This is a genomic window from Bacillus sp. JZ39, assembly GCF_053903145.1.
On record NZ_CP096389.1, the window covers coordinates 1,000,370 to 1,025,163 of the forward strand.

Genomic DNA, 24,794 nt, shown 5'->3' on the forward strand with positions numbered 1-24,794 from the left:
TGGCCCCAAAAGATAGTGCGGAGAAATGTTTAACATTTTTTCCAGAGGGGAAAAGATAGTGAAAAAGTGAAGGAGTGGCACAATGGAATATACCAGTATAGCAGATACAGGAATAGAAGCCTCCAGAATCGGCCTCGGCACATGGGCCATTGGCGGAACGATGTGGGGAGGCACTGACGAAAAAACATCGATTGAAACAATCCGCGCCGCTCTTGATCAGGGGATTACACTGATTGACACCGCGCCGGCTTACGGCTTCGGGCAGTCCGAGGAAATCGTCGGAAAGGCAATCAAAGAGTACGGCAAAAGAGACCAGGTGATTCTCGCAACGAAAACGGCTCTGGACTGGAAGAACAACCAGCTGTTCCGCCATGCGAACAGAGCGAGAATTGTAGAGGAAGTTGAGAATTCTTTGAAGCGGCTTCAAACAGACTATATTGATCTTTATCAGGTGCATTGGCCCGATCCGCTTGTGCCAATTGAAGAAACGGCTGAAGTCATGAAGGAATTATATGATGCGGGAAAAATCCGGGCGATTGGCGTCAGCAATTTTTCAATTGAGCAAATGGATACATTTCGCGCCGTCGCACCTCTCCATACGATTCAGCCTCCATATAATCTGTTTGAAAGAGAGATGGAAGAGAGTGTCCTTCCTTATGCGAAAGATAACAAGATAACAACATTATTATACGGCAGTTTATGCAGAGGGCTGTTAACAGGCAAAATGACTGAAGAATATACATTTGAGGGCGATGATCTGCGTAATCACGATCCAAAATTCCAGAAGCCCCGCTTTAAAGAGTATCTTTCTGCTGTGAATCAATTGGATAAGCTGGCGAAGACACGTTATGGAAAATCAGTGATTCACTTGGCTGTCAGATGGATCTTAGATCAGCCGGGAGCGGATATCGCTCTTTGGGGAGCAAGAAAGCCTGGGCAGCTTGAGGCCCTATCTGAGATTACAGGCTGGACGTTGAACAGTGAAGATCAGAAAGATATCAATACTATATTGGAAAATACGATATCAGACCCTGTCGGACCGGAGTTTATGGCCCCGCCGACCAGAGAGGAAATATAACAAAAGCTGAGGGCGAATCCTCAGCTTTCAGCGTGTCGACAAACCCTCGCATTCGTTGTCAGGCCTACGCGTCGGTGCTCACGAATGATGAAGAAACAGCGGCTAAATGCTTAGGCGTCCTGCTCAAACACCGCTGTCATCACATCCTGTGAAAGTCTGCTCCATGCTAGCCTTTCCTAGACTCAAGGATTTTCAATCACGCTGAATAGATGACAAAAACATAAAATGAAAACCATTTTATGATTTTATCAACAATCTAAAAGCTGAGGGCGAATCCTCAGCTTTTTGGCGTTTTAACGGGAGAAATCTTAAAAATTAGTACCAGGTAATAAAAAATGTTGTTATAATAGATGACAGAAAGAATCATTGATTACGACAAAGGAAGTGCGATATGTATAAGTTTTGTGCAAATGCTTTAAAAGTTATTCTTTCTCTTCGCGGAGGAGTGAAGGTGTATAACAAAGAAAACCTTCCGGCCGATTCAGGTTTTGTCATCGCGTGTACACATTCCGGCTGGGTTGATGTGATTACACTCGGAGTCGGGATTCTTCCTTATCAAATACACTACATGGCGAAAAAAGAGCTTTTTCAAAATAAATGGATCGGTTCGTTTCTGAAGAAAATTCATGCCTTTCCGGTAGATCGGGAAAATCCCGGGCCAAGCAGTATTAAAACGCCGATTAAGCTGCTGAAAGAAGGAGAGATCGTCGGTATCTTCCCAAGCGGAACAAGAACCTCTGAGGATGTGCCTTTGAAAAGAGGTGCGGTGACGATTGCGCAAATGGGGAAAGCGCCGCTTGTCCCCGCTGCATATCAGGGCCCTTCAAGCGGAAAAGAATTATTCAAAAAAGGAAAAATGAAGCTGATTATCGGTGAGCCTCTTCACCAGGCTGATTTTGCCCACCTGCCTTCAAAGGAAAGACTTGCAGCAATGACAGAGGCTTTGAATCAGCGGATTAAAGAACTAGAGAATAAGCTTGATCAGCTATAAGGCGTTCTGAGAGATTGCCCTGAACTGTGAAAATAAGAAAAGCACCTTATACAAGGTGCTTTTCTTATTATGCTTCCTGCTGGTTAGCTGTCTCCAGAAGTTCTTCTTCTTGAAGCTTTTTCACTTCAATATATGCGACGTGGTGGCCGTCAATTTCATTAATGATGAATTCGCAGCCTTCTTCGATGATGGAATCATCTTTTTCAACATCGTATTTTTGAGTAAGGAACCAGCCGCCGATTGTGTCGACTTCTTCGTTCTCTAAATGAATGCCTAGCAGGTCGTTTACTTGGTCAATTAACACTTTTCCGTCAAGAATATAATGGCCTTCGCCGATTTTGCGGATTTCGCTAATTTCATCAATATCAAATTCGTCGCGGATTTCACCGACAATTTCCTCAATGATGTCCTCAACCGTCACAAGCCCGGCAGTACCGCCGTATTCATCAGACAAAATGGCCATGTGGACCCTCTCTTTTTGCATTTTGACAAGCAGGTCTTGGATCGGCGCAGATTCAATGACATGAATGATAGGGTTGACGAATTGAGAAATGGTGGAATCAACAGATACCTCACCGCTGATGCAGGCGGTCAGCACTTCTTTAATGTTAATAACCCCGATAATGTTATCTTTATCGCCCTCTTCCACAGGGTAGCGGGTATATTTTTCAATCTGAATGATGTCCATCATTTCAGAAATCTTGATATCATGCGGAAGGCTGACAATTTCGGTCCGCGGAATCATAATTTCTTTCGCGAGCCTGTCGTCAAATTCAAAGATTTTATTCACATATTTAAACTCTGATTGGTTGATTTCACCGCTTTTATAGCTTTCAGACAAAATGATTCGCAGCTCTTCTTCTGAGTGAGCCAGTTCGTTTTCTGAAACGGTCTCCAGGCCAAATGCTTTGGTCAATAACCGTGCGGAATTGTTCAAAAGCCAAATGAATGGGAACGCGATGCGGTAAAACCAAATCAGCGGTTTCGCAAACAGCATAGACACTGCTTCCGCCTTTTGGATAGCGACTGTTTTAGGTGCAAGTTCTCCGACAACAACGTGTAAGAACGTGATAATGGCATACGCAAAAATAAACGATATGACATGTGAAAGGGAACCTGGAACGTTCATTTGGACGAAAAGCGGGTGAAGCAGCCTTTCGATCGTTGATTCACCTAAAACCCCTAATCCGATGGAAGTCAATGTAATTCCGAGCTGACACGCAGATAAATATTCATCAAGATGCGTGGTCACTTTTTTTACGGCTATTGCTGCTTTATTTCCTTCCGCGATCAGCTGATCGATCCGTGAGCCTCTGATTCTGATAATGGCAAACTCAGATGCCACGAAAAATGCCGTCAGGGCGATTAAAACAGCAACTAAAATCAAATTCACTATGTCCAATTAGAACCTTCACTCTAGCAATGAGAATGAAGGTAACACCTCCTGTTAGATAAAATGGTTTTAACTTAACAGCAGCATAAATGATTGGAACACGGCGAGCTTTTCAGGCGGGAGTTTGCTTTTCAGCTTGTCACGATCCTCGGGCTTCAGCCGTTCAAACCGATGCAAGATTCCGGAGATGTTTTGATTCATATGATCAATTTCTAATGCCAGATTTCCAATTTCATCATCAAGTTTAGCTGAAGAGGGAAACTGGTTCTCCAGTCGATCTTTAATATCGGACAGGGCCAATCGCTGCTTCTTGCAATCTACAATAAATATAAGTCGTTTGAGTGCATTTTCGTCGTAGTAACGGTAATTTGAACAGGATCTGGCCGGCGTAAGCAGACCGAGATTCGTATAATAATCAACTGTCCGTTTCGTTACTCCGGCGAGTGCCGCTAGTTCACTGATGCGATAAGTCTCAGCCCCATCTATATCCCTCCCAACCATCACGTTATAGTTATGAGAATAGTTTAATATATGAACGGTGTCTTGCACAAGTTTATTGTTTTTTTAGACCGGAATTGGAAGTTGTGGAATTCATCATCTGATTGAAGTAACATAGGAAGATAGAATTTTCAAATTTTTATATGCGGAAGGGACAGATGAAATTGGCTGGGTTATCCCGGGAAGTTGAAGAAAATTTAAATAAAGGATCATGGATTCGCAAGCTGTTTGATGAAGGTGCAAGGCTGAAGAAGGAGTTCGGGGAAGACCAGGTATTTGATTTTTCACTCGGCAACCCGATTGTTGAACCGCCTGAAGCTTTTAAGAGAGCGTTAATAGAGGAAGCTGAAAAAGGCAGCCACGGATACATACAAAATCAAGGGCTTCCTGCAGCGAGAGAAAAAGTCGCGCAATTTCTGGGGTCGCGTTTTGAAGCTGATTTCTCAGCGGAGCGTATCGTCATGACGGTGGGTGCGGGAGGCGCTTTGAATGTTGCGTTAAAAAGCATCGTAAACCCTGGGGAAGAGGTCATTATTCTCGCACCTTATTTTGCCGAATATAAGTTGTATATTGAGAACTACGGGGGAAAGGCCGTCAGCTGCCCGTTGACAAGCCGGTTTGAGATCGACATTGAAGCGGTAAGGCAATCGATCACTCCACAGACGAAAGGGCTGATTCTCAATACACCGCATAACCCCACAGGCACGGTTCTCAGCCAGAAAAATATAGACGATTTAGGCGCTTTATTAAAAGAAATAGAAGAGAAGAGCGGCCAGACGATTTATGTGCTGTTTGATGAACCGTACAGTCAATTAATCTATGATGAAGAGCTGGCAAATCCGTTTCAATCGTACCATCGTGTGATATTGGCCAGCTCATTCAGTAAAGATCTCGGCATAGCCGGGGAGCGGCTCGGGTATATCGGATTGGACAGCCGAATGCCGGATGCGGACCTTTTGATCAACGCTTTTGTGTATTGTAATCGAACGCTTGGATTTGTGAATGCCCCTGTCATGATGCAGCGGGCTGTGGCACGAATGGATGATTTAAGAGTAGACGCGAGCGCTTATAAAGAGCGCCGGGATTTAATGGTAGACATTTTAAAAGAAGCCGGTTTTGAATTTGAAATGCCAAAGGGAGGTTTCTTTGTTTTTCCAAAATCGCCGATTGAAGATGAAGTTGCATTTTGCGTGCATGCCGCCCAAAAATACAAATTATTAATTGTGCCGAGCAGCGGTTTTGGAATGAGCGGGCATTTCCGATTATCCTTCAGTGTGCCGATCGAGCAGATTAAAAACTCACGGGACATTTTCATTTCTTTATATAAAGATTTTGCTTAAGAAGTCAAAGAAAAGAAAACAGTTTTCAAGGCTGTTTTCTTTTTATATCCGCAAAATCCTTCCTCTTCCAATCCAGACAGGCGCAGAATTGACAAGCAGGCATGCAGTTAAGGCTTTCTTCATGATAAAAGTCTAAAAATTAAAAATCATTTTTGGAATGAGTTGTGTTACAATAAAATATACAATTTATAATCAAACTTTGACTTTTGGAGGTGGTATGATGGGGCCCTCTGCTTAGGCAACAATACACCGCGTACCTCAATGTTAAGGAAAAATGATTATATCAGGAGGTGACTCCTTATCCTTTGTTGAGAGGATAGGGTTAAATGGACGATATTGACAGTCTGATTTTAATTGGCGTGCTCATTGCTTTAACCGCGTTTTTCGTTGCAAGCGAGTTTGCGATTGTTAGAGTAAGGAGATCCAGAATAGATCAGCTTATCACAGAAGGAAACAAACGGGCGATACTCGCAAGGCGTGTCATTACAGATTTGGATGAATATTTATCCGCATCCCAGCTGGGCATTACATTGACATCAATCGGGCTTGGCGTACTGGGTGAACCGGCCTTTGAACGGCTGCTGCATCCATTGTTTGAACCGCTCGGCTTGCCGGACTCGGTTTCACATGCAGCCTCTTTTGCAGTCGCGTACGGCTTGATCACGTTCCTGCACGTTGTTGTTGGTGAACTGGCCCCGAAAACGGTCGCGATTCAAAAGGCAGAACAGCTGACTTTACTGATAGCGGGCCCTTTGCGTTTATTCTATTTGCTCCTGTTTCCGTTTATTTGGATCCTCAATGGATCGGCGCGGCTTTTATGCGGGATGTTCGGTTTGAAGCCTGCGTCAGAACATGATGGTTCCCATTCTGAGGAAGAACTCAGGATGCTGTTATCTGAGAGTTTAAAAAACGGAGAGATTAATCCGTCTGAATATAAATATGTGAATAAGATTTTTGAATTTGATAATCGGATCGCCAAAGAGATTATGATACCGCGGAAGGAAATGGCTGCTGTGTCAACTGAGATGACGATGGCCGAGATGCTTGAAGTCATGCTGAAGGAAAAATACACGCGCTGGCCAGTCACAGATGGAGACAAAGACAGTGTGATCGGTTTGGTCAATACGAAGCATTTGTTTTCTGATTTGCTGTTTATGACAGAAGAAGAACGAATGAAGATGACGATCCATCCGTATGTGAGGCCGGTCATCGAAGTGATTGAAACGATCCCGGTTCATGACTTGCTGATTAAAATGCAGCGCGAGCGCATTCATATGGCTATATTGTCGGATGAATACGGAGGAACCTCGGGACTTGTGACGACAGAGGATATTCTTGAGGAAATTGTCGGAGAGATCAGAGATGAATTTGATGAAGATGAACAGCCGCTGATCCAAAAGCTTGGCGACGGCCATTATGTGATGGATGGAAAGGTTCGGATCGATCAGGTGAACAGCCTTCTTGGCGCATCGATTCAAGAAGACGTCGATACGATCGGCGGGCTGATATTAAAAGAAAACATCGATATTGAGGCTGGTGAATCCATTCGCATCGGTTCATATACGATAAAGGTGCTGAAGATGGACGGCCGATTAATCAAGCAAATCGATATAAAAGAAGAAGCCAGCAACACAACCGGGATTATGGCGCACCACAAGCTGCCGCTGCCTGAGCCTGTGATGCTGAACAGTGCAACCTTGAGCGAGAAATAAGCTCAAGGTTTTTTTATATTGTGATTGTCCAGCCGCACCAAAATGCCAAAAGCGACCCGCAAAGTGTCAGGGCGATGTACAAGATGCTTTCTATTACACGTTTGGCCATAAGGAGTTGAATACTTTCAACGCTGAAGGTGGAAAAGGTCGTAAAGGCGCCAAAAAACCCCGTGCCGATGATAAGCGAGACCGAAGCATTTGCAACGTGAAGTCCTGTAAATATTCCGAGCCCGAGAGCTCCGAGAATATTGACTGTCAGTATGCCAATGGGCAGGCTCAGACCTTTGGTTTTGGCGGTTATGACATTGCCAAGCCAGAACCGAAGCATTGCGCCAAGTCCGCCCCCTATGAAAATACCCGCTAGTGTCATCTTTCCTGCAGCCCCTTTCTTTGCTGAATGCCTGCTATGCGCCGTCCCGCAAAAACACCAATCAGTGCAAATATGATCCCTGATATCAATGAGGCTGCCACATATAAAAGAGCCAATGAGGGTTGTCCTTGCAAAAGCATCACCGTTTCCTTAGAAAACGTGGACATTGTTGTGAAGCCTCCGCAAAAGCCGGTGCCTAAAAAAGCCGACAGCAGAGGCCGTTTTGCCCCGATCATAAAAAATCCGGTCAAAATGCCTAATAGAAGGCTGCCTGCCGCATTTTCCAGCCAGGTTGCCGCCGGGAACTGACCGGTGTGTATCCATAAGTTTAATCCGTATCGGAGGCAGGCGCCAAGCGCGCCTCCGATAAAAACCGCGCTATATATTTTCATGTTTGCCATCCTTTATGATGAAATCCGGGTAATCTGTAACGATGCCGTCCACGCCCATGGCTTGTAATTTTGCCGCTGTCTTTTGATTGTTGACAGTCCATGCAAATATGTTTAAGCCATTTTTATGGACGGAGCCGATCATCAGACGGTTGAGCCGTGTGTGTTTTATATTGACATAGTTTGCAAAAGAGCGGAAGGCCTTCATCTGATTTCTGGACAGCATGCCAAAGTTGGGCCTTGTAATGACCGCTGTCGGAATCGAAGGATAAAGCTCGCGGAACCTTTGGACGGAGCGGAACTGAAAGGATTGAACAATATTATTGATAGAAAAAGAAAATTGCCCTAATAGCTGTCCTACCTCTTCTTCAATTCTGACTTGAGACGGATGGCCTTTTAGTTCAATTAAAAGGCCGATTTTTTTGTGGTAGCGCTTGAGCACCGCTTCCAGGGTCGGAATACGCTCTCCTTGAAAAGCGGGACCGTACCAGCTTCCTGCATCGAGTTTTTGCAATTCCTCCAAGGTAAAATCCTTAACAAAGCCCGATCCGTTTGTTGTTCGGTCAACCCTGTCATCGTGTATCACAACAATCTGCCTGTCTTTTGTAAGCTGGACATCCAGTTCGATCATATCTGCATTCATTTTCACCGCAAGGTCAAATGCGGCAATCGTATTTTCCGGAGCGTAGCCGGATGCTCCGCGATGGGCAATGATGTACAAGCTAAGTCAGCTCCTCGTATGGGCATTTCTGTTATTGTATCAAATCCATATATGCACCGCGATACAAACTGGTGAATTTTTTCTGCCATATCGGAATGGTCCGGGCTGAGGAATGCGTATAACTAAAAAAAGACACTCAGCGTATCAGAACACATTTCGTCAGAAAATTAGGTCTTTCGACATGTTCACAACAAAATATGATCCTTTATAATAGCAAAAAAGGAGGCGAGATCATGGGAAAAGGGAGAATCAGAGTGGAGGAAAGAATTAAAGCCGAAACGGATGCTGAAATGCAAAAAGCAACTCTCCTTGATCAGACACAAACGAAAAAAGGTAAGTGACTGTCCCTATTGAATCTGGCTGATAGATGAATTGAGAAATGACCCCGGCGTTTCGCCGGGGTTTTGTGCTGCAAAAGACATTTAAATGAACATCCTTACGAATATTTTAGTATAATAAACAATTGATTGGGATAGAGGGGAGACAGTCATGCCGGATTATCTGCAGCAGTATTTTACGCTTGATATCATCATTCAAATCGGCATCAGCTTGGCGATTTTGCTGGTGTTTCTTATACTTAGAAAATTATTCACAAGATATTTCTTTAACCTGCTTTTTAATTTGACAAACCGGCCGAAAACAGAAATTTTTAAACAGGTGGTTCTGGCGTTTGATAAACCGGCCAGATGGTTTTTTGTTGCCCTTGGGCTGTTTTTAGCGATCCGGTATTCACCGTTTTTAGATGAGCAAATGCCGGTCATCAGCAAAATATACCGCTCACTGATTGTGGCGCTCTTGTGCTGGGGTCTTTGTAATTTGACCGCAACATCGTCGTTTATCTTCCATAAGGTGAATCAGCGCTTTGAGCTTGACATGGATGACATTCTGGCCCCGTTTTTATCCAAATTGCTCCGTTTTGTGATCATTGCGCTCAGTGTCAGTGTGATCGCTCAGGAATTCAATTATGATGTCAACGGATTTGTAGCGGGCCTAGGTCTTGGCGGGCTGGCTTTTGCGCTTGCCGCGAAGGATACCATCAGCAACTTCTTCGGCGGTATTATTATTATTACTGAAAAGCCGTTTACAATTGGTGACTGGGTGGAGACGTCGACAGTAACAGGATCAGTCGAGGATATTACCTTTAGGAGCACGAGATTCAGAACAGCACAGGGGGCGCTTGTAACGGTGCCGAACTCTACGCTGTCGATGGAAGCGATCACGAACTGGACAAGAATGACCAAACGCCAGATTACGTTTTCCATCCATGTGTCCTACGCTACGCCGATTGAGAACCTTGAACGCTCCATTCATTCTCTCAGAACAATGCTCTTAGAGCATGAGGGCGTTGATAATGAAACAATCATGGTCAACTTTGATACGTTTGCCGACAGCTACTACAATTTATTTTTTAACTTCTATACAAAAACGACGGTTTGGGCTGAAAACCTTAATATTAGAGAGGATATCAACTATAAAATTATTGAGATTTTAGGTGCAGAAGGTGTCCAGTTTGCATATCCCGGCCAAATGGTTGTTGTCAAGCAAAAGCACGAAAGCGACCCATTCCAGGTGAATCTAAATAAAGAGGAAAAGGAACGGGCTTAAAAGAGAGACTTCGTCTGACAGAGGCGGAGTCTTTTTCATGGTAAAATAAGAGAAAAAGGCGGTGTTGAGTTGGAAGCATTCAAAAATATTCTACATGAAGCACAGCGAATTGTTGTGCTGACCGGAGCGGGAATGAGCACAGAATCAGGGATTCCCGACTTTCGTTCAGCAGGGGGCATTTGGACGGAAGATGCCTCAAGAATGGAAGCGATGAGCCTTGATTATTTTTTAAGTCATCCGCGTCTGTTTTGGCCCAAATTCAAAGAATTGTTCCAGATGAAAATGAGCGGCAGCTTTGAACCGAATGAAGGACACTTGCTTTTAGCTGAGCTGGAGAAGCAAGGGAAGCAGGTCGATATTTTCACGCAAAACATTGACGGTCTTCATAAAAAAGCGGGGAGCAGGCATGTATACGAACTGCATGGTTCTATCCAGACAGCAGCTTGTCCGGCATGCGGCGCCCGATATGATCTTCCCCATTTGCTGGAGCGGGAGGTGCCGGAGTGCACGTCGGCCGGAAACAATGGGGACATTTGCGGAACGGTATTAAAAACCGATGTTGTTCTCTTTGGCGACGCCGTCATGCACTTTGACACCCTTTATGAAAAGCTGGATCAAGCAGATCTTTTATTGGTTATCGGCACGTCTCTCGAAGTGGCTCCGGCTAGATTTGTGCCTGAGGATGCAAGTCTGATTCCCGGCATGAAGAAAGTCATCATAAACCTTGAACCAACGTATTGCGACAGCTTGTTTGACATGGTCATCCATCAAAAAATCGGTGAGTTTGCCCGAAGTTTGGGCATAAAAAAGTGAGCCGCCTTATGCGCCTCACTTTTTTATTCATGAACAGGAACCATTGTGTCCTCTAACACTCCGAAGGAATAGCCTTTTTCTTTTAATTTATTGATTAGTACCGGCAGCGCGTTTACGGTAGCGGGAAGATCATGCATGAGAATCACATTCGGGCGGCCTGAAGAGCTGTGTTCCATATTTTCAAGCTGCTCTAACACGGCCGTCACATACTTTGAATTTCGGTATTTCCAGTCCATGCTGTCAATCGTCCAATCCCAGTACACAAAACCGTCTTTCTCAAGATTGCGGATTTGTGAGGGGGTTAGTGACGGCTTGCTTCCGTATGGCGTTCTGACAAGAGCGGTTTTATATCCTGTAATGTCCTGCAGCGTGTCACGCGCCTCCTGCATTTCTTTTAGCGGAGATGTCGGTGTTTGATAGAACAATCTGTTATTGTGGGTAACGCCATGTAAACCGAGTGCGTGGCCTTCCTTTTCTGCTCTTTTCACAGCTTGTTTGAATTCGTTCATCCGCGGTGACAGCATAAAAAACGTCGCTTTTACATCAGCGCTTTTCAGCACATCGAGCAAGCGGTTTGTAAAGGCTGACGGGCCGTCATCGAAGGTTAAGTAAACCGTTTTATCTCCCATGTCCTGCTTTGTCTGCAGATGTTTTATCAGCAGATCGGGGGAGTCGTTTTTCAGCTTAAGGCTTTCCTTCTCATCTCGAAGCTGTCCGTTAGTTGTGACAGTGACTTCCTTTGCTTTCGTTAAACTGTTAGAATAACCCAAAATCACCATAAGCAAAAGCAGCACACATAAAACTGCTAAACTTGCAAATTTAAAAGCAAGCGAAACTGCAGAAGGAGAAGCCTCTCCTCTCGTTTGTCGCATAACAATCTCTCCATTGGCATAAAATCTCTACATAATGCTGTACAGCAGGCAGCTTATGAAGATGCCTTATGTTTACAACCTATGTATTACCAGTCAAGTATACAGGAATAAAACTGGAAAGCACATAGAAAATTTGTCGAAATGTCAGATTTTAAGGAAAAAATAAACTCCTTTCCGCTATAGATCTCTTGATCTTTCTGTTTTTCAGCTTGTCCAATATGGTAGAATTAGTGACAATGACAGCTTGAATGACATCAGGGACATCTCGAAAAGGGAGGGCTTTTATGAAGGTTTTAGTCAATGGCCGGCTGATTGGGCGCAGTGAAGCATCAATCGATTTGGAAGATCGCGGTTATCAGTTTGGTGACGGCATCTATGAAGTGATCAGGGTGTACAAAGGAGTATTGTTCGGCTTACGTGAGCATGCAGAGCGTTTTTTCAGAAGTGCTGCTGAAATCGGAATTTCACTGCCATTCAGTATAGAAGATCTCGAGTGGGACCTGCAAAAGCTTGTACAGGAAAATGCGGTCAGTGAGGGAGCGGTATACATTCAGACAACAAGAGGTGTGGCCCCTCGAAAACACCAGTATGAAGCCGGCCTCGAGCCGCAGACTACTGCTTATACGTTTACGGTGAAAAAACCGGAGCAAGAGCAGGCATACGGAGTGGCGGCCATTACAGATGAGGATCTTCGCTGGTTAAGATGTGATATCAAAAGTCTGAATTTACTGTATAATGTCATGACGAAGCAAAGGGCCTATGAAGCGGGAGCATTTGAAGCCATTTTGCTTAGGGACGGCGTTGTTACGGAGGGTACATCCTCTAACGTTTATGCCGTTATCAACGGCACGGTGCGAACACATCCGGCTAACCGGCTCATTCTCAATGGAATTACACGGATGAATATTTTAGGACTGATTGAGAAGAATGGGATTAAACTGGATGAGACTCCTGTCAGTGAAGAAGAGTTGAAACAGGCGGAAGAGATCTTTATTTCGTCAACGACGGCAGAAATTATTCCGGTTGTGACGCTCGATGGACAATCGGTCGGAAGCGGGAAACCCGGACCGGTGACCAAACAGCTTCAGGCTGCTTTTCAAGAAAGCATTCAACAGGCTGCTAGCATTTCATAAATGAACGAAGAAAAGAGCCCGCTTTTTACAGCGGGGCTCTTTTTATTTTTTAACAAATCCAATCAAAATGGAGATCATTGGCGATATATAGAGGAAGAACGTAAACGGGATGTAGTCTATGACTGGAACACCAAGTGCGCTCGCCATAAATGCGCCGCTGACGCCCCAAGGAATCAATGGGTTAATTAATGTTCCGCCGTCCTCTAATGATCTTGTCAGAAATTTTCGCTGGATGTTTCGTTTGTCATATAAAGATTTAAATGATTGTCCCGGTATTAATATCGATAAATACTGTTCGCCCGTTGCCAAGTTGACGCCGATGCTTGAGCAGACAGTTGCTGCAACAAGACGGCCTTTTGAGCGGATGCCTTTCATGACGCCTTCCAATAGTGCAGAAATCAATCCGATTTTCTCCATCAATCCGCCGAGTGCAAAAGCAATCATAATGAGAGAGACAGAGCCCATCATGGATTGCAGTCCGCCTCTGTTAATAATTTTAGCGGCTGCCTCATTGTCAGTTTCGAAAGTTGTGCCATTTTGTAAAGCTGTCATAAACGCCTGCAGGCTGCTGTCGGGTACAAAAATAGCAGTCAAAATTCCCGAGGAAATAATTCCGGCAGTCAGAACGGGGATTACTGATACCCGTTTTATTGCCAGCAAAACGACTAAGAGCGGAGAAAGAAGGGCCCACGGTGTCACGTTTGCGGCATCTTTTATTCCGGTTATGACCTGCTGAATATTCTCGGTTGAAGCAGCGTCCGCTGACACTGATGAACCGAGAAAGTAAAACAGAACGACAGTGATGAGCAAAGCTGGAATGGTTGTGCCCATCATATGGCGAATGTGTTCAAAGATCGGTATTTCGCCTATCCCGGCTGCAAAGTTGGTTGTGTCCGACATCGGCGACATTTTATCCCCAAAACAAGCGCCGCATATGACTGCGCCTGCTGTCCATTCAAGCGGAACGCTAGCCGCGCTCGCCACGCCGATCAGCGCTACTCCGATTGTGCTTACAGTTGTCAGGCTTGAGCCAACAAGTGTGCTGATGATCATACATGAAAACAAAGCAGTCAACAGAAGGTGGCTTGGTTCAATAAAGGATAGGGCATAAACTGTCACAGTCGGTATTGCGCCGCTGTACATCCAGGCGCCGATTAAGATGCCGATCAGCGCTAGAACAATAATCGGCTGTACGCCGTTTTTGATCCCGTCTACAATCCCTTTTTCAATACTCTTCCAGGAAAATCCAAACCATAAAGCTGCTGCTGAAAGCATGACAACACTTAAAAACAGCGGGATATGAGGTTCTACATGAAGCAAGAATAAGCAAGAAATAATAATGCATAACATCAATATAAATAAACCGACGGCTAACGGAAACGTCAGCTTTTTTTGAGAATCCAAAATAACACCCCATATTTATCTTTAATGCTTTTGTGCTTTTGGGCACGAAAGCATTATAACAGAAAAAAACGAAAATCTATGTTTTTTCACAATTATGAATATAAAAGAAGTGAGCACAGGGCGTGCTCACTTTACAATCAGGACGGGTATATCCGATTTCGCTGAAAGCTTTTCACTTACACTTCCGAATATTAGCTTTTTCAGCCTGTTTTGGTCTCTGCTTCCGGTTACGATCATATCGGCAGAAATGCGGTTTGCATGCTCGATAATTGATTCAGCCGGATCGCCTTCTAATATATCGATATCTCCATCTGCCTGCTGTTCATTCAGCATCATTCTTGCTTCGGCGATGACTTCTTCCGTACGGTCTTCATAGATCATTGGCTCAGGTGATGTTACATCCGATATCAGCGGATCAGGAACACTTGTCATGCCTCCGCTGATATAGCTTGCCTCAGCTGCGGGTCTGGGCGGGTCGATGACGGTCTGATTGTCTTTCATATCATGTGAATGGGCGACGGTAATAGCGGCATTTACGGTTTTAGCAAGATCAATGGCTGTCTGAAGCGCTTTCTTACTATTTTCACTTCCGTCAAACGCAACAATGATACGGTCAGCATGGAACATCCTTCTCACCCTTTCAAAGCGTCTTACAACACTACTACCCGAATTTGAGCACCATTAACCTTTTCCTATTCAAGTAATGATTGACAATAAAAGGTTTTGTTTATATGATGATAAAAAGATGAAATCAGAATGGAAGGAGGGTTTGCTATGCCAAGGAATTTGCGTGTTTATCAAACAGTTTCATATTGGCGCGGCAAACCTTTTGTTCTGTTTTCGTGAACGGTTTTTTAGGTCGGACCGCGCGCTGAAAAGCGCTGTGCGTAACATATCGGTTAAAAAAGGCATGGAGCTGACGCTTCATGCCTTTTTTATATACAAAATCTAAGGAAAGACAGGTGTATGGGATGTGAAGACCAATACAGAGGCGAGGGCTGTTCGTGCCAAATTGGATGAAAAAAGCTGCAAGGAAAAAATAGAAGGCGGCTGATGAGGAGATGGGGATAGATGTTTTCAGTTTTGAAAAAGCTTGGCTGGTTTTTTAAGGCGTACTGGCTGCGCTATACGATTGCGATTGTCCTTTTATTAGCAGTCAATGTCATTGAAATGTTTCCGCCTAAGCTCTTGGGGAACGCCATAGATGATATGAAAGCAGGGGCATTTACTGCGGAAGGGCTGCTGTTTTATATCGGTATCTTTTTTGTGCTGACGGCGGCCGTGTATATCATGTCTTATTTTTGGATGCATCAGCTGTTTGGCGGAGCGAATCTGATGGAGAAAATTCTTCGTACGAAGCTGATGGGGCATTTGCTGACTATGTCGCCGCCGTTTTATGAAAAAAACCGAACAGGCGATTTAATGGCACGAGGGACAAATGATCTTCAGGCCGTCAGTTTAACCACAGGGTTTGGCATCTTGACGTTAGTTGATTCTACGATGTTTATGATGACGATCTTTTTGACAATGGGGTTTTTGATCAGCTGGAAGCTGACCTTTGCCGCCATTATCCCGCTTCCAGTCATGGCGATTGCAATCAGTCTATATGGAAGTAAAATTCATGAGCGGTTTACTGAGGCCCAAAACGCGTTCGGGGCGCTGAATGACAGAGTGCTGGAATCTGTTTCAGGCGTGCGGGTGATTCGCGCGTATGTTCAGGAAACAAACGATGTTCGCCGGTTTAATGAAATGACCGCTGATGTTTATCAGAAAAATATGAAAGTGGCTTTTATTGATTCACTGTTTGAGCCGACGGTGAAACTGCTTGTCGGCGCAAGCTATCTGATTGGGCTCGGCTACGGAGCGTTTCTTGTATTCCGGAACGAGCTGACGCTTGGAGAGTTAGTGTCCTTTAACGTTTATCTCGGCATGATGATTTGGCCGATGTTTGCAATCGGTGAACTCATTAACGTGATGCAGCGCGGCAATGCGTCATTAGACCGGGTAAATGAAACTCTTTCTTATGAAACGGATGTGACAGATCCAAAACAGCCCGCTGATCTTAAAGAGCCTGGAGATATCGTTTTCAGTCATGTCAGCTTTACATATCCAAGCTCAACAAGTGACAATCTTCAGGATATTTCATTTACGGTGCGAAAAGGGCAGACTGTCGGGATTGCAGGTAAAACCGGGAGCGGAAAAACGACAATTATTAAGCAGCTTTTGCGCCAGTATCCTCCAGGTGAAGGGAGCATTACATTTTCAGGCGTACCGATTCAGCAAATCCCTCTTGACCGTCTCCGCGGATGGATCGGATATGTGCCTCAGGATCATTTACTGTTTTCACGGACTGTAAAAGAAAATATTTTATACGGAAAACAGGATGCAACTGATAAAGAGGTTCAGCAAGCCATTGCCGAAGCACATTTTGAAAAAGATTTGCACATGCTTCCGTCCGGTCTGGAGACAATGGTCGGTGAAAAAGGCGTGGCACTGTCAGGCGGGCAGAAACAAAGAATTTCGATTGCGAGAGCACTCATGGCGAATCCGGAAATCTTGATTCTGGATGATTCACTTTCCGCTGTAGATGCCAAAACAGAGGCTGCAATTATCAAGAACATCAGAGAAAACCGCAAAGGAAAAACGACATTTATTTTGACACACCGATTATCCGCGGTAGAGCACGCTGACCTGATCCTTGTGATGGACGGCGGCGTCATTGCTGAGAGAGGCACGCATCAAGAACTGCTGGCCATTAATGGGTGGTACCGGGAACAATATGAAAGACAGCAGCTGTTCACTGCGGAAGAAGGGGGAGCAGGGGCATGAAAATAGGAAAAACGTTATGGAGATACGCACTTCTTTATCGAAAATTGCTGATCACAGCCGTCCTTTTGCTAACTGTTGCCGTCGGTGCAGAACTGACTGGGCCCTTTATTGGCAAAAAAATGATAGACGACCATATCCTCGGCATTGAGAAAACATGGTATGAAGCTGCGGAAAAAGATAAAAATGCCGTTCAGTTTCACGGCGTCTCATATGTCAGAGAGGACCGGTTGCAGGAGCCTGTTTCAAAAGCAAAAGAAGCGCATATTTATCAAGTGGGAATGGCGTTCTATTTTGTTGATCAGGCTGTCAGCTTCGACGGGAATAGAACGGTTTCTGACGGGAAGCTGACGATCACAAACGGAGACAAGAGCCGGGCATATGCTGCCGAAAAGCTGACTAAGCAGGAACTTTTCCAGTTCTATCAGCCGGAAATAAAGGGAATGGTGTTTCTGATCTGCCTGTATGGGGGCTTGCTTGTGTTTTCGGTATTCTTTCAATACGGACAGCATTATCTGCTGCAGATGAGCGCCAATCGGATTATTCAAAAGATGAGGCAGGACGTGTTTTCGCACATACAGAGTATGCCGATTCGCTATTTTGACAACCTTCCGGCCGGAAAAGTCGTTGCGCGGATTACCAATGATACGGAGGCTATCAGGGATTTATATGTCACAGTGCTTTCAACATTTGTGACAAGCGGAATCTATATGTTTGGGATATTCACGGCTTTGTTTCTGCTTGATGTGAAGCTTGCGTTTGTATGTCTGGCAATTGTGCCGATTATCTGGCTGTGGTCTGTCATATACCGGAGATATGCGTCATATTACAACCAAAAAATCCGCTCGATCAACAGTGACATTAACGCAAAAATGAATGAGTCAATTCAAGGCATGACCATTATTCAGGCTTTCCGCCATCAAAAGGAAACAATGAGAGAATTTGATGAATTAAATGAATCACATTTTTATTTCCAAAACAGGATGCTGAATTTAAACTCCTTAATGTCCCATAATTTGGTCAATGTCATCCGCAATCTTGCGTTCGTCTGTCTGATCTGGCATTTTGGCGGTGCGAGCCTGAATGCGGCCGGGATTGTTTCTATCGGTGTGCTGTACGCGTTTGTCGATTATTTGAACCGGTTATTTCAGCCGATCACAGGCATCGTCAATCAGTTTTCAAAGCTGGAGCTTGCAAGGGTCTCCGCCGGGCGTGTTTTTGAACTGCTTGAAGAAAAGAATACGGAAGAAGCGGGTGAACCGGCGAAGGAGCGCGCGCTGGGGCGGGTTGAATTTCGTGATGTGTCATTTGCGTATCAAGAAGGTGAAGAGGTATTAAAGCATATTTCCTTTACTGCGCAAAAAGGCGAAACCGTAGCGCTCGTCGGCCATACCGGATCAGGAAAAAGCTCGATTTTGAATCTGCTGTTTCGTTTTTATGATGCGCAAAAAGGTGATGTCTTAATTGATGGAAAAAGCATTTACAACATGTCAAGACAGGAACTCAGATCCCATATGGGCATTGTGCTTCAGGACCCGTACTTATTCTCGGGTACAATCGGATCTAACGTAAGTCTGGATGACGAAAGAATGACTGAAGAAGAAATAAAAAATGCACTGCGGCAAGTCGGTGCTGAGCCTCTTCTTAAGAAGCTTCCGAAGGGCATTAATGAGCCCGTGATTGAAAAAGGCAGCACGCTATCCTCTGGAGAGCGGCAGTTAATTTCTTTCGCTAGAGCTTTGGCGTTTGATCCCGCGATCTTGATTTTAGATGAGGCAACGGCGCATATTGATACAGAGACAGAGGCCGTGATCCAGAAGGCGCTTGATGTCGTCAAACAAGGACGCACCACCTTCGTCATCGCTCACCGGCTTTCAACAATCAGAAATGCTGATCAGATTTTGGTTCTTGATAAAGGAGAAATTGTTGAGAGAGGGAACCACGAGGAACTGATGGCATTAGAAGGCCAATATTATCAAATGTATGAACTGCAAAAGGGACAGAAACATTCCATTGCATAACGCTCTAAAAACCCAAAACAATCGTGTTTTGGGTTTTTGGTTTATGTAGTCAATAAGCCAGTCCGACACGGTATCCGACATACTTACCTGTAACAAGCTCACGATATAAAAAGTCCGCAGTATCGCCGACCGAAATGCTTGTGCCGCCCTCAGGCAAAACGTTACGCTCCGTACGATAAACGCCGGTTGCTGTTCCGTCCGGGAGGTAAGTGGGGCAGATGATTGTCCAGTCTAATGATGATTCTTTAAGCATTTCGTATACTTTTGCATGCTCCTTGGCTGCGCGGGTCTGCTTTCGTTTCGATTCATTTGTTTCAAACCGGTATTTTCCCGGTTCATATCGGGAATCTAGGATCCCTGCGGTGCCGATCGTAATAAGCCGTTTGATATGCTGTTCCTCCATAGCGGAGAGAATGTGTGCCATAGCAGTTGACAAGGTATCATCACCATCTGTGCCTAGACAGCTGATCACGATTTCAGCATTCTCCATTATTTTTTTCACATCTTCTAAGCGGCGGGCGTTCCCCATGATGGTTCTGTCTTTTGAAAGGGGAAGATCAGCATGTTGAGATCTGATCAGAGCGAAAATATCAAATCTTTCATCTGCTGCAGCTTGTGTTAAAAAGGCTTGTCCGACGCGGCCGCTGGCTCCTAATAAAGCGATTTTCATCAAAAAACCTCCTCGCCTTTCATTATAAAAGGATGTTCTCAGTTTGAACAGCGCGGGAAAGAATACCTGTACAAATAAACAGAACGATGGGAAACATATTCATGAATCATGGATACACTTACGAATTGAACCAGCTCCCAATTCACAATGGTGATGAATGACACCCCGATTCCCTCCCTTTTTTTCTAGGATATGTGGAGCAGGAAAAAAGGGTGACAAAATAAAGAGAGCGCGGAAACCGCGCCCTCTATAGCCATATATTGAATTGTTATTGAACTCTGCCGCCCATTTGCTGCTGAGCGAAAGATACTAAACGTTTTGTGATTTCTCCTCCAACAGAACCGTTAGCGCGAGAAGTTGTGTCCGCTCCAAGGTTAACGCCGAATTCAGAAGCGATTTCAAGTTTCATTTGATCGATAGCCTGAGCTGCGCCAGGAACTAGTAAGTCATTTGAAGAGTTTTGGTTAGCCATGTGTAAAATCTCCTTTTTATTTAGTATGGTTGGGTTAACTGGAGTTGCACCAATCTGTGAACCCTTCTCGGGTGTCACTGCCGCCTCGGCGTAACCCAATGCTTTGCCGGCTTGTTACTACGTATTATGTTAAAATGGCCGGAAACTCATGCGGAGAATTGTGTGGTAAATCTTGAGAAAGCAAAAAAAGCTTAGCCGTTTAGGCTAAGCTAGTCATAAATATGAAAAAGCATCAGTTCATGTATCTCGTTTGTAAGAGCAGGCTCGTCAGCGCGGGCGGGAAACAAGTCTCCCCATTCAATCTCACCGCTCTTATGATAGATGCCTTCATAATGGGTCCCTTTATAATAAAATGAAATTTTCCATCCGGGCAGCTTTTCTTTTGGGAACAAAGGTTTCCAGCTGAAATGAGAAATCATTACGGCCACGCTCCTTACATTTGGTATCAATTGACCTAAATAAAAACGGCTTATGTTCATTGTATCATTGTTTCAGAACATCATTGAAGAGGCCTTAATATGCAGATTGTCCCAGCTTTGGATAAAGATAAGCCCGCTTTATTAAAAAAGCGGACAGGTTACGAAGGCCACAATGCTTCAGGAGATGTGATTGCCTTCTCAGATAAATATGACGCGTATTCAAAGCTTCTTCGTTTTGTAAGAGAATCAACATGATGCAAATTTGGATGAGAAAAAATGCTTCGGCCTGGGCGCGAATTCGCTTCAAACATCCATACTTTACCGTTCTGATCAATGCCAAAATCGAAACCAATCTCCCCGATAAACCCCTCGATATGATCATGAAGGACATGGCTTGCCGTCAGTGCCGCTGCAGAAAGCTTTTTTATGACCTCAACTCTTTCAGCGGGATCATCGTATACTTCCGCAAGTGTCTTTACAGTGCCGCCGTTAGAAAGATGTGTTGTAATGCTGTTCTTTCCGGAAATTTTTACGGCGATTGCTGTCACTGTCCATTTTCCTTTTCTATTTTTATTGGTATGGACACGGAAATCCGCTGGTTTGCCTTGAAATTCGATTAGATCAACACCTTGCTGAATGAGAAAGTCGGACGGGTTGTGCTGTTTTTGAAATTCTGCAAGGAATGAGGCGGCATCGGAATAATCAATCGAAGTAAATGTTTTGGCGTCATTCGTATGCTTTACCGTCAGGCCATCATCTGTTCTTGTCAGCTGATAAATGCCGGTGCCGAGTGCTCCATTTGCTGGTTTGATATAGATTTTTTTGTATGCGCCACAGAGCTCATCAATCAGCTCCACAGACGGTGTCAGCTCGGATCTAGGCAAAAAGGGTGCCGTTCTTGGATCTTTTTCGAGCAATTGATGAACGTTCCATTTATTGAAAAACGTTTTATTAAACCATGGGATCTGATATTCATCGATCAGCCTCTTTTTTGTATGTTGCAAGAGGAGTGAATCTTCAATTTTTCGGTTCGGCAAACGGTCATAAACGACGTTCGGCAATGGAACGATTTTTTTCTCCCAGCCGTTTTCCCTGTAAAGGAGCCCTTCAATCGTTCCTTCCTCCCAATTGATTTGGTGCGCGCCAAAAACGAAGCAGTAGCCTCCGGCTTGCTCGTGTAACGTGACTAGCTTTGAAAAAAAGAGGGAACGATCCTTAAATGGACGTTCAAGAGATACAGTAAACCCTGCCGTAAAGATGCCGACTAACGGCCCGATATGCACTGTATGATCATGAATCAGTATATCAGCCCTGCTTCGGTGGGGGAGCAAAAGCTCATGAAACAGATTTTCAGAGAGCAGCACGGTTTGTTCCAGATGCCGTCTGTAAGCAACGTGGCATCTGACAACCTTCGTTCCGAATGCGGCATGCAAAAGTCCGTCTCGCTTCAGCGAAGAGGGCAGAAACAGGGTGTTTTCACTGGTTTTGTCTATGCCGATCAAAAACCGTTTAGGATTCACGCGGAAGAACTCCTTTCTGGCTTTGCTCAGAAAACAGATATTGGCAGCGCTTTAGGGGACAAGTGTACAGCTGTTCTTTTTGCTCGGGAGAGACACGCAGGATTGACTTCCTGCCTGGTTTGGAATTGATATCTAAAATCCAAATTCTCCCGTCCTTAGCAAGACATATATCAAGACCGAGTTCAAACAACGGCCCGTAGCGCTCGTCAAGATAATACGGAACCGATTGGGTAATCGAAAACACATCATCTAGTAAAACCACTTGCTGTTTTTTCGGTATATCTTCAAACCAGGAGTCAAATGTCAGCGCATCAGATCCGCCTGACAAATTGGCCAGCAGCCCGTGTTTGTATCCGCGTCTTACTGCCTTTCCGACTGTATTCCATTCACCTGCTTCGTTTTTTTCCATAAACAGACGAATATCACAAGGGTATTGTTCCTTATCTTGAATGTTTAAGTAAGGCTGAAGCAAATATTGATGCTGAAGCACTTTTTTGCACCATGTTTTAAAAGAAGTCTGGTTGGAAAACGTTTTTGTCTGCTTATCCTTTCCGATGTGATAAGTAGCAGTGATGTTTTTCTTGCCCAGCTTCAAAAGAATCACGCCTCTGCCTCCCGCGCCGAATGCCGGTTTAAGGATGCAGGCTTTTTCTTTGGATAAAAAGGATTGAATTTGTTCGTAGCGGTTCACCTTTATCGTTTCGGGAATATAGGGATTGATTACAGAGTGCTGCTGCAAATCGTGAAGGACGGTCCACTTATCGGGAAGACCCCGCCCGATGAATTCCGTTTTCGGATATTTTTTGAGCCACTCAACGATTGGTTTTGCTTTTTGGGAATGTGAATCCTTGCCGTAAAAACAGCGATCATAAATATAATCTGGAATCGCCATTTCAGTTTCGTTCCATGTGCTGCTGGCCGAATGATAGACCGATGCTTTGACACGCAAAGTGTCAGGTAAAATATCAAATGGTGTAAACCGGATGAAACGTATGCCGAATTCGGGTGCTCTTTTGGCCAGTTCTGCGGAATAATCCGCTTCATGCTGGCGGGATAAGGACATAAAACCGAGTGTTATCATGGTGAGACTCCCCCTTTTATTCAAAAGCTGCCGGCGGGTGTCCGCAGCTTTACACTAAATACATGTAAGACGAACGCAGCTGACGGTATTCTACTTTACAGAATACGATTCTTCACCTTGCCCTATTCCAAAAGAACAAGCTGATTTTCTAAGAACAGGAATTTGTCTCCTCGTTTGCTAAGTGATTGCATGAGCCTCTATAATACGTATAGGTACATAATCTATATGAAAAAAGCTGAAGCACAGATGGAGGAAGATGAATAGGAATGGGTATTGCAGGAACCTTTATTTTTATGATCGTGATCGGCGCTGCCATTGGAGCGGTGACCAATCATTTAGCAATTCAAATGCTGTTTAGGCCGTATAAAGCGTACTATTTGTTTGGGAAGCGAGTTCCTTTTACGCCCGGGCTGATTCCAAGACGGCGAGATGAACTTGCAAAACAAATGGGACTGATGGTAGTCAATCATCTCTTAACCCCTGAAGGCATTAAAAAGCGGCTCGTCTCTGATGCAGCCAAAACGCAGGCTCTTCGAGTGGGGGAACAGCTGATTCAAAAGCTGTCACTTTCTGAAGTGACAGTAAAAGAAGCGCTTGAAAAAGCCGGGATGAAGCGCCCCGAAAAAGCTGCTGATGCATGGATCAGCAGCTGGACCGATGATAAGCTGAATGAGCTTTTCCGCCAATACGGGGACCAATCGTTAAAAGAGCTGGTGCCTATAGAGGTGCAGGAAAAGCTTGAGGAAAAAATTCCGATGATTTCAGGATATATATTGTCACGGAGTGTCCGTTATTTTGAAAGTGATGAAGGAAAAATCCGTCTTGGCAATATGATTGATGACTTTTTAAAAGAGCGCGGCATGCTTGGAAGCATGGTGCAAATGTTTCTTGGCAATTCAAGCCTTGCGGATCGCGTGCTGCCGGAGCTGCTGAAATTCTTGCGGAATGAGGAAACAAATAAATTGCTTTCTGATCTCTTAAAAAACGAATGGGGCAAGCTGAGGGAGTATACGTTTAATGAAGCAGACGAAAAATGGAATGCAAAGGCGCTCATTTTCAGTTTGAAACGAAGAATGCTGCAAGCATTTTCGACTGCCCCTTTCTTCAACAATACGATTGGCACGCTTACCGTCCGCTATGAATCTGAGCTGACCCAGCAAATGCTGCCGGCACTGTTAGACAAATTGCTTGAAGGGATTTCGTCCAACCTTGAAAGTGTCTTAAAACGGTTGCGTCTTGAGGAAATCGTCAAGGAGCAGGTGGATCAGTTCCCGGTGGAGCGTCTTGAAGAAATGGTGCTGTCCATTTCAAAAAAAGAATTTAAAATGATTACCTATTTGGGGGGGCTTCTCGGCGGAATTATAGGCGCGATTCAAGCACTGTTTGTCATCCTTTTTTAAGAAGAAATGGGTTTTGATTAATGAAAGGATCTCCATAGTCTGTTATAGTGGAGTGGTATGTCAAAC

General features: G+C 44.6%; 26 protein-coding genes. 12 read left to right on the forward strand and 14 right to left on the reverse strand.

What is annotated here, in order from left to right; genetic code table 11:
* Positions 1 to 82 precede the first annotated feature (82 nt).
* Positions 83 to 1,078 (forward strand): aldo/keto reductase AkrN, encoded by a 996-nt coding sequence (gene akrN, locus M1D65_RS05180; protein ID WP_003245422.1) that lies wholly within the window; start codon positions 83 to 85, stop codon positions 1,076 to 1,078.
* Positions 1,079 to 1,469: 391 nt separating this feature from the next.
* The gene (locus tag M1D65_RS05185; protein WP_003233335.1) at positions 1,470 to 2,069 is read left to right on the forward strand and encodes a 1-acylglycerol-3-phosphate O-acyltransferase; all 600 of its coding nucleotides are present in this window, start codon (positions 1,470 to 1,472) and stop codon (positions 2,067 to 2,069) included.
* A gap of 67 nt (positions 2,070 to 2,136) precedes the next feature.
* Here M1D65_RS05185 and M1D65_RS05190 read toward each other — a convergent pair whose 3' ends face one another.
* Together M1D65_RS05190 and cueR are read right to left on the reverse strand one after the other, a co-directional pair.
* Positions 2,137 to 3,471 (reverse strand): hemolysin family protein, encoded by a 1,335-nt coding sequence (locus M1D65_RS05190; RefSeq protein ID WP_009966903.1) that lies wholly within the window; start codon positions 3,469 to 3,471, stop codon positions 2,137 to 2,139.
* Positions 3,472 to 3,531: 60 nt separating this feature from the next.
* Positions 3,532 to 3,963: a Cu(I)-responsive transcriptional regulator gene (cueR, locus tag M1D65_RS05195; RefSeq protein ID WP_010886460.1), complete on the reverse strand. Its 432-nt coding sequence runs from the start codon at positions 3,961 to 3,963 to the stop codon at positions 3,532 to 3,534.
* A 155-nt stretch (positions 3,964 to 4,118) separates the two neighbouring features.
* Between cueR and M1D65_RS05200 the strand changes: the two genes are divergently transcribed.
* Positions 4,119 to 5,300, forward strand: a complete 1,182-nt coding sequence (locus M1D65_RS05200) for a pyridoxal phosphate-dependent aminotransferase (protein ID WP_015383213.1) — start codon at positions 4,119 to 4,121, stop codon at positions 5,298 to 5,300.
* Positions 5,301 to 5,626: 326 nt separating this feature from the next.
* On the forward strand, positions 5,627 to 7,012 hold the full coding sequence (locus tag M1D65_RS05205) for a hemolysin family protein (protein WP_120027932.1): 1,386 nt from the start codon (positions 5,627 to 5,629) through the stop codon (positions 7,010 to 7,012).
* A gap of 13 nt (positions 7,013 to 7,025) precedes the next feature.
* On the opposite strand, the gene crcB is transcribed toward M1D65_RS05205, so the two are convergent.
* Genes crcB through M1D65_RS05220 form a run of 3 tightly spaced genes read right to left on the reverse strand, consistent with a single transcriptional unit; the run spans position 7,026 to position 8,492 of the window.
* On the reverse strand, positions 7,026 to 7,382 hold the full coding sequence (gene crcB / locus M1D65_RS05210; RefSeq protein ID WP_003233320.1) for a fluoride efflux transporter CrcB: 357 nt from the start codon (positions 7,380 to 7,382) through the stop codon (positions 7,026 to 7,028).
* Complete coding sequence (locus M1D65_RS05215; RefSeq protein WP_014479308.1) at positions 7,379 to 7,774, reverse strand: fluoride efflux transporter FluC; 396 nt, start codon at positions 7,772 to 7,774, stop codon at positions 7,379 to 7,381. The genes crcB and M1D65_RS05215 overlap by 4 nt, the downstream gene beginning before the upstream one ends.
* Positions 7,761 to 8,492, reverse strand: coding sequence for a glycerophosphodiester phosphodiesterase (locus M1D65_RS05220; protein ID WP_120027933.1), 732 nt, complete (start codon positions 8,490 to 8,492; stop codon positions 7,761 to 7,763). The genes M1D65_RS05215 and M1D65_RS05220 overlap by 14 nt, the downstream gene beginning before the upstream one ends.
* 233 nt (positions 8,493 to 8,725) lie before the next feature.
* Between M1D65_RS05220 and M1D65_RS05225 the strand changes: the two genes are divergently transcribed.
* The 3 genes from M1D65_RS05225 to srtN all read left to right on the forward strand — a co-directional run bounded on the left by M1D65_RS05225 (position 8,726) and on the right by srtN (position 10,910).
* Entirely contained in the window at positions 8,726 to 8,833 is a 108-nt protein-coding gene (locus M1D65_RS05225; protein WP_009966908.1) for a YhdX family protein, read from the forward strand.
* A 148-nt stretch (positions 8,834 to 8,981) separates the two neighbouring features.
* Positions 8,982 to 10,097: a small-conductance mechanosensitive channel protein MscY gene (gene mscY, locus M1D65_RS05230; protein WP_015383218.1), complete on the forward strand. Its 1,116-nt coding sequence runs from the start codon at positions 8,982 to 8,984 to the stop codon at positions 10,095 to 10,097.
* A 69-nt stretch (positions 10,098 to 10,166) separates the two neighbouring features.
* Positions 10,167 to 10,910 (forward strand): sirtuin NAD-dependent deacetylase, encoded by a 744-nt coding sequence (gene srtN / locus M1D65_RS05235; RefSeq protein WP_064671179.1) that lies wholly within the window; start codon positions 10,167 to 10,169, stop codon positions 10,908 to 10,910.
* Between the two features lie 23 nt (positions 10,911 to 10,933).
* Here srtN and M1D65_RS05240 read toward each other — a convergent pair whose 3' ends face one another.
* The gene (locus M1D65_RS05240; protein WP_064671180.1) at positions 10,934 to 11,782 is read right to left on the reverse strand and encodes a polysaccharide deacetylase family protein; all 849 of its coding nucleotides are present in this window, start codon (positions 11,780 to 11,782) and stop codon (positions 10,934 to 10,936) included.
* A gap of 284 nt (positions 11,783 to 12,066) precedes the next feature.
* Here M1D65_RS05240 and dat point away from each other — a divergent pair, with 284 nt between their 5' ends.
* Positions 12,067 to 12,915: a D-amino-acid transaminase gene (gene dat, locus M1D65_RS05245; protein ID WP_017695386.1), complete on the forward strand. Its 849-nt coding sequence runs from the start codon at positions 12,067 to 12,069 to the stop codon at positions 12,913 to 12,915.
* A gap of 42 nt (positions 12,916 to 12,957) precedes the next feature.
* Here the strand turns inward: dat and nhaC are convergent, their stop codons facing one another.
* Together nhaC and M1D65_RS05255 are read right to left on the reverse strand one after the other, a co-directional pair.
* On the reverse strand, positions 12,958 to 14,319 hold the full coding sequence (gene nhaC, locus M1D65_RS05250) for a Na+/H+ antiporter NhaC (RefSeq protein ID WP_049140665.1): 1,362 nt from the start codon (positions 14,317 to 14,319) through the stop codon (positions 12,958 to 12,960).
* Between the two features lie 126 nt (positions 14,320 to 14,445).
* Positions 14,446 to 14,946, reverse strand: coding sequence for a universal stress protein (locus tag M1D65_RS05255; protein WP_015252456.1), 501 nt, complete (start codon positions 14,944 to 14,946; stop codon positions 14,446 to 14,448).
* A 163-nt stretch (positions 14,947 to 15,109) separates the two neighbouring features.
* Between M1D65_RS05255 and M1D65_RS05260 the strand changes: the two genes are divergently transcribed.
* The 3 genes from M1D65_RS05260 (at position 15,110) to bmrD (ending at position 19,166) form a co-directional block, all read left to right on the forward strand.
* Positions 15,110 to 15,271: a hypothetical protein gene (locus M1D65_RS05260; RefSeq protein ID WP_010886461.1), complete on the forward strand. Its 162-nt coding sequence runs from the start codon at positions 15,110 to 15,112 to the stop codon at positions 15,269 to 15,271.
* A gap of 119 nt (positions 15,272 to 15,390) precedes the next feature.
* Entirely contained in the window at positions 15,391 to 17,148 is a 1,758-nt protein-coding gene (bmrC, locus tag M1D65_RS05265) for a multidrug ABC transporter ATP-binding protein BmrC (RefSeq protein ID WP_128740160.1), read from the forward strand.
* Positions 17,145 to 19,166 carry a multidrug resistance ABC transporter ATP-binding protein/permease BmrD gene (gene bmrD / locus M1D65_RS05270; protein ID WP_128740161.1) on the forward strand — a complete coding sequence of 674 codons (2,022 nt, stop codon included), beginning with the start codon at positions 17,145 to 17,147 and terminating at the stop codon, positions 19,164 to 19,166. Before bmrC ends, bmrD begins: the two co-directional genes overlap by 4 nt.
* A 49-nt stretch (positions 19,167 to 19,215) precedes the next feature.
* Here the strand turns inward: bmrD and M1D65_RS05275 are convergent, their stop codons facing one another.
* The 6 genes from M1D65_RS05275 to spaC form a co-directional block, all read right to left on the reverse strand.
* Complete coding sequence (locus M1D65_RS05275; RefSeq protein WP_049140667.1) at positions 19,216 to 19,836, reverse strand: SDR family oxidoreductase; 621 nt, start codon at positions 19,834 to 19,836, stop codon at positions 19,216 to 19,218.
* Positions 19,837 to 19,874: 38 nt separating this feature from the next.
* A complete protein-coding gene (locus M1D65_RS05280) occupies positions 19,875 to 20,000 on the reverse strand; it encodes a hypothetical protein (RefSeq protein WP_003245136.1) in 126 nt (41 codons plus the stop codon).
* Between the two features lie 104 nt (positions 20,001 to 20,104).
* Positions 20,105 to 20,308 (reverse strand): beta type acid-soluble spore protein SspB, encoded by a 204-nt coding sequence (gene sspB, locus M1D65_RS05285; RefSeq protein ID WP_003233287.1) that lies wholly within the window; start codon positions 20,306 to 20,308, stop codon positions 20,105 to 20,107.
* Between the two features lie 209 nt (positions 20,309 to 20,517).
* Positions 20,518 to 20,736, reverse strand: coding sequence for a YheE family protein (locus M1D65_RS05290; protein WP_010886462.1), 219 nt, complete (start codon positions 20,734 to 20,736; stop codon positions 20,518 to 20,520).
* A 149-nt stretch (positions 20,737 to 20,885) separates the two neighbouring features.
* Positions 20,886 to 22,247, reverse strand: coding sequence for a spore coat associated protein YheD (yheD, locus tag M1D65_RS05295; protein ID WP_077670572.1), 1,362 nt, complete (start codon positions 22,245 to 22,247; stop codon positions 20,886 to 20,888).
* Positions 22,237 to 23,328: a spore coat associated protein SpaC gene (spaC, locus tag M1D65_RS05300; protein WP_032725304.1), complete on the reverse strand. Its 1,092-nt coding sequence runs from the start codon at positions 23,326 to 23,328 to the stop codon at positions 22,237 to 22,239. Before spaC ends, yheD begins: the two co-directional genes overlap by 11 nt.
* A gap of 266 nt (positions 23,329 to 23,594) precedes the next feature.
* Here spaC and M1D65_RS05305 point away from each other — a divergent pair, with 266 nt between their 5' ends.
* Positions 23,595 to 24,728: a DUF445 domain-containing protein gene (locus M1D65_RS05305; protein ID WP_021479649.1), complete on the forward strand. Its 1,134-nt coding sequence runs from the start codon at positions 23,595 to 23,597 to the stop codon at positions 24,726 to 24,728.
* Positions 24,729 to 24,794 lie beyond the last annotated feature (66 nt).